The organism is Actinomadura sp. 7K507, assembly GCF_004348425.1.
In the GTDB taxonomy this organism is placed as follows: Bacteria; Actinomycetota; Actinomycetes; order Streptosporangiales; family Streptosporangiaceae; genus Spirillospora.
In genome coordinates, this window is record NZ_SMKK01000090.1 from 26069 (window position 1) to 33714 (window position 7646).

Below are 7646 nucleotides of genomic sequence, written 5' to 3' on the forward strand. Positions count from 1 at the left end.
TGGTTGTCATGTGCGGTTGGTGTTCGTGCCGCGCGTTCCCGTGCCGCGCGTGCTCGTACTGCGCGTGCCGGTGCCGGTGCCGCGTGCGCCGGTGCCGCGCGTGGTGGTCCCGCGCGGGCTCTTGCCGCGCGTGCCCGTGCTGTGGGAATCCGTGCTGCGGGCATCCGTGCCGTGGGCGTCCGCGCTGTGGGCGTCCGCGCTGTGGGCGTCCGCGCTGTGGGAGGCGGCGCTGTGGGGAGCGGCGCTGTGGGGGGCGGCGCTGTGCGTTTCCGTGAGGTGCGCGGCGATGGCGCGGGCGGTGGGACGCGATTCCAGGTGGAGCCGCCCGACGTTGACGGACGGGCCCGCGAGGACGGTGAGGGACGCGGTCGGCCCGGCGGCGTAGATGACCACGTAGCCGTCCACGCCGCGGATCACGACCTCGTGGAACGCGCCGCCGTGCGCGGTCTGCGCGATCCGGTGCGCCAGCGACAGGCCCGTCGCGGTCACGGCCGCCATCCCGGACGGTTCGACGGACGCGGGCAGGTCCCGCGCGATGAGCAGCCCGTCCACCGACGCCACCAGGGCCCCGGTGAGCTGCGGGACGCGGGCCCGGAGCATCCTCAGCTCGGCCGTCACCTCGGCCTCATGCGGCCGCGCCGCCGGCGCCGCCGTCCCCGCTCGTTTCGCCACCTTTGTCAGCCTTTCGATCAGGGTCCGCACGGTCAGCCGAGTTCCGCGAGCGCCGTCCGGAGCCGGTTGAGCAGGTCGTGGTCGGGCGGCGCCCACTCCGCTTGGATCTCCGTCCGCTCGGACGGCTCGGACTGAGCCGGCACGGGCGGACCCTGCACGGGCGGACCCGGCGCAGGCGACGGCACGGGCGGCGGCACGGTTTCCGGGAGCTCGATCCTCAGCAGCGACGCCGCGGCGAGCCCGCGGACGGCGAGCAGGCAGGCGAAGGCGGTCCGCCCGAGCTCGCGCGCCAGCTGCGCCGGAGTGCTCCGCCCGTCGGCGTTGAGCAGGATCTCCGCTTGGAGGCCGGTCAGGATGACGCGCTGCCGCCGGACCCGCCGTACCGGGACCACCGGGGCGACGTCCACGGCCCCGTCCGGCCAGGCCGCGTCGAGCATGGCGCGGCGCCTGCGCTGCTCGTGCACGAGCGTGGCCGCCGTGACACGCCGGGACGACGCGTTCGCCGGCCCTTCGGTGAACACCGGCTCGGCCGCCGAGCCGAGCAGGAAGTAGGCGGCGTCGAACATCGCCAGCAGCGCCGCCGACTCCGGATCAGGTCCGCTGAGGCCGGGCGCGTGGCGGCTCTCGGCGCCGGCGACGGACCCGCGCACGATGTGGAGCACACCCTCGTCGCCCACGCGCAGCGCGCCGGTGGACCGTTCGCGCTCCAGCGAACCGAGGACGTCCGCAATCCCCCCGGCGTTCCCGCCCGCCACGTCAGCCGCCCGTCATTTCGCCGACGAGGTCGCGCATGCGCAGCCGGGCGAGCGCAAGATTGCCCTTTTCCCGGTCGAGTAGCAAATGGACGAAGAGATGGCCGTCGAGGTCCGCTCCCGTGAGGGCCAATAGGTGGTATCCGTCCGTTCCGCAGACGATGATCTCCTCGACGTCGTCCCCGGACGCGGTGGCGCTGAGCGCGGGCGAGGTGAGCACGGCCCGCACCACATCGGTCGCGCCGGCGGCGTCCTCATGCTGGTCGATGAGGTCCTCCCGTCCCGCCGCGGCCACGGCGAGCCCGCTGGCGCAGTCGACCAGCGTCACCCGCTGCGCGCCCGGAATCGTCATCATCCGCGCAAGGCAGTCGTCAATGCGCACGCCCATTCCCCCACCGAATGAGAGTTGCAGGAACTCGACCTTAGACCGAACTTTGCCTCACGCAAGGCCAATCAGTTGAATCCACATGACTCCGATTGATCGGGGCATAAATACCACCCAGTATGCAAAGCGGTCAGGGCCGGTAATGCCGATTTCCACCCGAAACGGGCTGCCCCTCTGCGGATGTTCCGGCACGCCCGTAAACAGCCGCACCACGCGCCCAGGCGTCGCCGACCGACGCGCGGTCCGCGGCGCGGTCCGCGGTGCGGTCGGAAGGCGCGGAGTGCGTTAAGGGGCCGTGTGGTCGGCCGTTAAGGGCCTTGGTCAGCCGTTCAGCCACTCGGCGGGGAAGTCGTCCCGGAAACGGTCGAGGGTCTCCTCGTCCCGGGCGCGGACGGAGAGCCAGCCTCCGCCGTCGCAGAGGAGAAGGCCCGGACCGGCGTAGAAGGCCTCGCCCTCCTCGCCTTCCGGATACGCGGGAAAGGGCAGCCGGGTGAAGCGGCGCTCGAGTTCGTCGAAGTCCTCGAAGTCGCCGTGGTCGCACACAGGCTCGTCGGCCTGGAGCGCCTCCGAGAGCACGATCTCGATGCAGGACACGGAGAAGGCGTCCAGCCAGCCCTCCCAGCGTTCCTCCTCCTGGTCCGCGAGGTCGGCGCGAATGCGAACGGGCGGGTCGGCCTTGTCCAGGTCGGTGAGGAGGACGCCCCACGACGCGGCCCCTTGGTTCTCCTCACGGAAGACGAGGGCCTCCTTGCGGTCGTCCACGTAGAACCCGTCCGGGGCCAGCAGCGAGTGCATGTTGCTGTGCAGGTCGGCGCGGCGGCCGAACAGCGCGTATGCCTCGCGGAGGGCGGCGGGCAGGCGCACGCCCAGGCCCGCCTCGACCGCCGCCAGCGCCGCCTCCGGCGTGCCGTCTTCCGGGCCCAGCGGGGTACGCCATGTGGCGGCGAAGCCGCGGATGTACACCCACGCGGCCGCCCGGTCGCGCAGCGCGGACGGGAGATCACGGACAAGGTCGAAGGAATCCGTCACCCTCGTGAAGCTACTCCGGTCACCGCCGGCACGTTGGCGGTTGACCGGTTCCGCCTGGAGCGTGCAAAAGCCGAAGGTGCTACGCCTCTGGCGTTCAGCGATCTTCTAGCGAGAACCATCAGCAACCTAATGAAGCAGGGCTCACGTCACAGGGGCGCGCACGACATCTATCAGCGATCAACTCTCCGGGCCGACCAACAGGGGCACGATCTCGCTACAGGACTCTGGGGTCCAGGAACCAGAAGTGCCCACTTGCTGGCGGCTACCAGGCACCGAGTCTGCCGAATGGCGACTCGCTGGCTCTCACTAGGAACCCCAGTCCTTCAGCTTCAGGGCCGGGAGGAATCGCTTCCCTGGTGTACGGCGCGCCCGGTGCCGCTCGGGCCGGTTGTTGTGTGAAGCGAGGGTTGTCGTTGGGTAATGCTACAGTCACGCTATGAAGTTGGTGGTGCAGGTCAAGCTGCTGCCGACGGCCGACCAGGCCGCCGCGCTGGCCGAGACCCTGCATGCCTGCAACGCGGCGGCGAACCGGGTGTCGCGGGTCGCGTCCGACACCGGCACCACCCGCAACTTCGACCTGCGCAAGGCCACCTACCAGGGGTTGCGGGAGGCGGGGATCGGGTCGCAGGCGGCCCAGCATGTGATCAAGAAGGTCGCCGACGCCTACACCACCCTGCACGCCAACATCGCCGCCGGGAACCTTGGCAGGCCCGGCTCCCGGCGCCGCACCCGCGCCCAGGGCAAACCGATCGTGTTCCGGGCGGACGCGGCACAGCCGTTCGACCAGCGGAACCTGTCGATCGCACCGGACGCCGGGACGGTGTCGATCTGGACCACCCGGGGCCGCTGCAAGGACATCGCCTTCGCCTGCTCAGCCGAGACCCAGAAGATGCTGGCCGAGTGCCCGCGCGGCGAGTCGGACCTGCTGTACCGGGACGGCACGTGGCTGCTGCTGGTCACCGTCGACGTCCCGGAGGAGCCCCTGAACGCCGATCCTGGCGGGTTCGTGGGGGTGGATCTGGGCATCGTCAACATCGCGACCACCTCGTCGGGGTACCGGGCGGCCGGGCGCGGGCTGAACCGGCACCGGGCCCGCCAGGCCGCGCTGCGCCGCAAGCTGCAGCACAAGCGGACCAAGGCCGCCAAGCGGGTGCTGAAGCGGCAGCGTCGCCGGGAGCGGCGGCGCGCCACCGACGTCAATCATTGTGTGTCGAAACGGATCGTGGCCGAGGCTGAACGCACCGGGTACGGGATCGCCCTGGAAGACTTGACGGGCCTCCGCAGCCGGGTACGGCACCGCAAGCCCCAACGGGCCGCATTCCACTCCTGGGCGTTCGCCCAGCTCGCCTCCTTCATCTGCTACAAGGCCCGCCGCGCTGGCGTCCCCGTGGTGTTCGTCGACCCGGCCTACACCTCGCAGAGGTGCGCCGACTGCGGTCACGTAAGCCGCCGCAACCGGGTGAGCCAGGCCTTGTTCATCTGCCGGGGCTGCGGCGTCGTTGCGCACGCAGACCTCAACGCTTCCCGCAACATCGCCAACCGGGCGAGTGTTGCATGGGATGCGGGGCGGCAGTCATCCGCCCCTGCACCCGACCCCTGACCGGGGCCGGGTGCTGGACGCGGCAGGCACCCCGGCACCCAGCCGGGACCTAGCCGCAAGCTCGGCCCGTTCACGGCCGAGAAGCTGACTGGACGTGGCGGGTCTTGGTCGGCTAAAGAGGCTGGCATGACCGTTTTGGTACTCGGACCCCACCTCCGGCACGTCAGTCACAACACCGCGACGATCTGGGTGGAGACCGACCGTCCCTGCGAGGTCCGGGTCGTCAACCAGGAGCACGGCCTGGACGCCGGGGCCCGCACGTTCACCGCGCACGGCCACCACTACGCGCTCGTCGAGATCGAGGGGCTCGCACCGGGCGCGCGGATCCCCTACGAGGTCGTGGCCGACGGCGAAACCGTCTGGCCCGAGGGAGACACCGGGTTCCCGCCGTCCCAGATCAGGACGCTCGACCCCGACAGCGGGCTCCGGATCTCGTTCGGGTCCTGCCGCCGCTCGCCTGGGACGGTGGAGCAGTTCGGGTACGACGCGCTCACCGCGATGGCCGACCGGCTCCGCAAGGGCGATGACTCCGTCGTCTGGCCGGACATCCTGCTCATGGTCGGCGACCAGATCTACGCCGACGAGCTGACAGAGGAGATGCGCGCGTTCATCCGGCAGCACCGCGCGCCGGGCGAGCTTCCCGTCGAGGAGGTCGCCGACTACGAGGAGTACACCTACCTCTACAAGCTGGCCTGGTACGACGACCCGGCGGTGCGGTGGCTGCTGTCCACCGTCCCGACGTTCACCATCTTCGATGACCACGACATCAGGGACGACTGGAACACCTCCTACGCGTGGCGTGAGGAGATGTGGTCGCAGCCCTGGTGGAAGGACCGCATCACCGGCGGGATCGGCTCCTACTGGATCTACCAGCACCTCGGGAACATGTCGCCGCAGGACCGCGCGGCCGACCCGATCTACAAGGCGCTGCGGACGGCGTCCGACAGCACCGGCGACGCGGGCGCCGTCCTCGACGAGTTCGCGGTGAAGGCCGACAAGGAACCGGCCAGCACGCGGTGGAGCTACGCGCACGACTGGGGCGGTGTCCGCCTGATCGTCGTCGACAGCCGGTGCTCCAGGCTCCTCACCGCCGACCGCCGCGGCATGCTCGACGACGAGGAGTTCGAGTGGCTGGACGGCCAGTGCCAGGGCGGCATGGACCACCTGCTCATCGCCAGCTCGCTCCCGTACCTGCTGCCCGCGGCGATCCACCACGCCGAGTCGTGGAACGAGGCCGTCGCCGGCGGCGCCTGGGGCAAGACCGCGGCCAAACTGGGGGAGAAGATCAGGCAGGCCGCCGACCTGGAGCACTGGGCGGCGTTCGAGCAGTCGTTCCGCGCCCTGGCCGCCGATGTCCTGGCCGTCGGACGCGGTGAACGCGGCCCGGCGCCGGCGAGCATCTCGTTCCTGTCCGGGGACATCCACTACTCGTACCTGGCGCGGGTCACCGGGCCCGCCACCGAGTCGAAGATCTCGCAGGTCGTCTGCTCACCGCTGCGCAACCCGCTGGCGGGAGTGTTCCGCCGGGCCAACCAGGTGGCGTACACCCGGTCGGTCCGCGGCCCGTTCCGCGTATTGGCGAGGCTGGCGAAGGTGCCCGTTCCGCCGCTGCACTGGCGCATGACCGACGGCCCCTGGTTCGACAACGCCATCGCCACCGTCGAACTTTCGGGACGCGATTGCGACGTGCGCTGGGAGACTCCGCGGGACGCCGGGGAACTCGCCGAGATGGCCCGCGCGAAAGTCACCGGCTGAACCGCTGCGCGACTCGCCCGGAAATCCCCTGCCCCGGCCGGAAACGAAAACAACTGGTGGTCAATCAGTCACAATATGCGAGCACGAAACGGCGTGGCCCACCCCAGGCCGCGCGGAAAGCCGCGGAACGTCCCGCCACCAGGGCGCCCGCGGCGCCGCGCACCATGGGCGGTTGAAGGCCGGGTCGCAAGTCTCCCGGGATTGAACCGCGGACCTGCTTCTTCCCGTAAAGATCATGGGGAACGACAGGGCCGGCCCGAATCGGCTGGTAGCGTCCGCCGCGGCTTCTGATTTCCGAGTTACCGGGGAGTCGCCAAGCGGCGTGCTGCCATGAAAGAGTGGCGAATCGCCGTATTGGCCTACCGGGCATACGCGCTTCACTACGCTATAGGCGCGCCCCGGGGACACTACGCCGGATGGGCACGCTGTGAGCTCCCGTGTTGAGGAAGGGCGGTGTCGCATGGATCGCTGCGCGCTGTTCGTAGACGCCGGCTACCTACTGGCCGACGGCGCGATGGCGGTGCACGGCACGCGCCATCGCGAGACGGTCTCGTGGGACTTCGGCGGCCTCCTGCAGCTCCTGGGCAACCTCTCCAGGGAGCGGACCGGCATGCCGCTCCTGCGCTGCTACTGGTACGAGGCGACGGTCGAGGGCCGCCGCTCCCCCGAGCACGACGCGCTCGCCGACCTGCCCGGCCTCAAGCTGCGGCTCGGCCGCATCCGCCCCGGCCGCCGCGAGGGCGTCGACTCCGAGATCCACCGCGACCTGATGACCCTGGCCCGCAACGGGGCGCTCACCGACGCCGTCCTGGTCAGCGGCGACGAGGACCTCGCCCAGGTCGTCGCCGACGCCCAGGACCTCGGCGTCCGCATCACCATCGTGCACGTCGCCGTCGACGGCAACTGGACGATCTCCCGGGTGCTGCGGCAGGAGTGCGACGACCTCATCGAGATCGGCTCCGGCCACCTGCGCCCGTACGTCAACCTGCTCGCCGGCATGGACGGGACGGCCGGGTCCTCGCTCGGGACGAGCCCGCTGTCCAACGGCCACGGCTCCAACGGCCACGGCGGTTCGCTCGGCGCCCTCCAGCCGGCCTCGCACAACGGGCCGCCGCCCGCGTCCCCGCTCAGCGGCCAGCCGCCGGCGACGCCCTCGCCGGCCGTGCGCGACCTCGGCCCGGCGATGAGCGGCAACGTGAACGGCCCCGGTGCGGGCACCGGCCCGATGCCGCTGCCCGGTGGCGCCACCGGCGGGACCGGCGGGACCGGCGGCTCGTCCTACGGCGGCGGATCGGGCGGCTCGTCCTACGGCGGCGGATCGGGCGGCTCGTCCTACGGCGGCGGCTCCGGCGGCCCCTCCTACGGCGGCGGCTCCGGCGGCCCGTCCTATGGCACCGTGTCCGGCAGCCCGTCACCGTCTTACGGCAGCGGGTCGGGCGGCTCGTCCTACAGC

At 71.2% G+C, this 7646-nt stretch carries 7 protein-coding genes; 3 read left to right on the forward strand and 4 right to left on the reverse strand.

Going from position 1 to position 7646, the window contains the following annotated elements:
• Positions 1-6: 6 nt before the first annotated feature.
• The 4 genes from E1285_RS21205 to E1285_RS21220 form a co-directional block, all read right to left on the reverse strand.
• A complete protein-coding gene (locus E1285_RS21205) occupies positions 7-672 on the reverse strand; it encodes a roadblock/LC7 domain-containing protein (protein WP_243722953.1) in 666 nt (221 codons plus the stop codon).
• 32 nt (positions 673-704) lie between these two features.
• On the reverse strand, positions 705-1427 hold the full coding sequence (locus tag E1285_RS21210) for a transcriptional regulator (RefSeq protein WP_132154680.1): 723 nt from the start codon (positions 1425-1427) through the stop codon (positions 705-707).
• A 1-nt stretch (position 1428) separates the two neighbouring features.
• On the reverse strand, positions 1429-1812 hold the full coding sequence (locus E1285_RS21215) for a hypothetical protein (RefSeq protein WP_207946707.1): 384 nt from the start codon (positions 1810-1812) through the stop codon (positions 1429-1431).
• A 318-nt stretch (positions 1813-2130) separates the two neighbouring features.
• A complete protein-coding gene (locus E1285_RS21220; RefSeq protein ID WP_132154682.1) occupies positions 2131-2838 on the reverse strand; it encodes an SMI1/KNR4 family protein in 708 nt (235 codons plus the stop codon).
• Positions 2839-3274: 436 nt separating this feature from the next.
• Between E1285_RS21220 and E1285_RS21225 the strand changes: the two genes are divergently transcribed.
• From E1285_RS21225 to E1285_RS47475, 3 genes are all read left to right on the forward strand, one after another.
• Positions 3275-4438, forward strand: coding sequence for an RNA-guided endonuclease TnpB family protein (locus E1285_RS21225; RefSeq protein ID WP_132154685.1), 1164 nt, complete (start codon positions 3275-3277; stop codon positions 4436-4438).
• A 126-nt stretch (positions 4439-4564) separates the two neighbouring features.
• Positions 4565-6193 carry an alkaline phosphatase D family protein gene (locus tag E1285_RS21230; RefSeq protein ID WP_132154687.1) on the forward strand — a complete coding sequence of 543 codons (1629 nt, stop codon included), beginning with the start codon at positions 4565-4567 and terminating at the stop codon, positions 6191-6193.
• 460 nt (positions 6194-6653) lie between these two features.
• On the forward strand, positions 6654-7646 hold a 993-nt coding region (locus E1285_RS47475; RefSeq protein ID WP_243722954.1), incomplete at its 3' end, for an NYN domain-containing protein.

What these genes read in the sequence shown, in the direction of transcription:
- E1285_RS21225 (WP_132154685.1), top strand. Translation starts at nt 3,275, where the DNA reads ATGAAGTTGGTGGTGCAGGTCAAGCTGCTGCCGACGGCCGACCAGGCC.
- E1285_RS21230 (WP_132154687.1), top strand. Translation starts at nt 4,565, where the DNA reads ATGACCGTTTTGGTACTCGGACCCCACCTCCGGCACGTCAGTCACAAC.
- E1285_RS21215 (WP_207946707.1), bottom strand. Translation starts at nt 1,812, where the DNA reads ATGGGCGTGCGCATTGACGACTGCCTTGCGCGGATGATGACGATTCCG.